Annotated in this window: 1 protein-coding gene; it reads left to right on the top strand. The window is 45.3% G+C overall.

Annotation, left to right across the window (positions count from 1 at the left end; translation table 11 throughout):
- The coding region (locus tag AB4209_RS20925) for an ISL3 family transposase (RefSeq protein ID WP_372057215.1) at positions 1-914 on the top strand (914 nt) is incomplete at both ends.

The following is a 914-nucleotide window of genomic DNA, read 5'->3' on the forward strand; positions in this document are numbered from 1 at the left end:
GTTGAACTTTCCGTTCAAACACGAAGAATCAAGTGTCGTGACTGCGGCATAAAAACAGAGTCTCTATCTTGGCTAGAGCCTTATGCTCGCATCACGAAGCGCTTAAAAAGTTATATAGAACAACTGCTGCCTCTTCTTCCCATTAAGCATATCTCCCAGTTAACAAGCGTACATTGGCACACCATTAAAGAGATAGATAAACGCCGACTTCGCCAAGTGGTACCGTCAGTGAAATGGGAGGGGCTAAGGCAACTCGTCATGGATGAGTTCGCTATCTTTAAAGGACATCGGTATGCCACGGTCATCGCTGACGCTAAGACTCACCAAGTTATTTGGATAGGGTTAGGCCGTAGCCGCAAGGACATACGACCGTTCTTCGAGCTGTTAGGCAAGCATGGCAATAATATCGAAGCGGTCGCGATGGACATGAATACGGCTTTTGACCTTGAAGTTCAAGCGCATTGCCCGAACGCAAAAATCGTTTACGACTTATTCCATGTTGTCGCTAAGTTCGGTCGTGAGGTAATGGATAGAGTCAGAGTCGACCAAGCCAACAAACTCAAGCAAGATAAAAAAGCGAGGCAATGGGTCAAGCGCTCACGCTGGGTGTTGTTGAAAAATAGAGGCAACTTAAATCCACGGCAAGACAGCTATCTTACAGAAATATTGAATATCAATAAGGACTTAATGACCACTTATATACTCGGGGCACAACTCAAAGAGCTTTGGTATTGTGAATCAGAAGCACATGCTAAAGGGCTCTGGGAGGCGTGGTGGGCACAAGTACAAGAGAGTGGAATTAAGCCATTGAAAGAGTTCGCACGAAAACTGAGTCCTTATCTTCACGGTATTATCGCATCGGCAAGTTATCCGCTAAACACCTGCACCCTAGAAGGGATAAACAACAAGATAAA

The sequence above is a fragment of the Vibrio sp. 10N.286.48.C11 genome (genome assembly GCF_041469805.1).
Lineage (GTDB): Bacteria > Pseudomonadota > Gammaproteobacteria > Enterobacterales > Vibrionaceae > Vibrio > Vibrio crassostreae_C.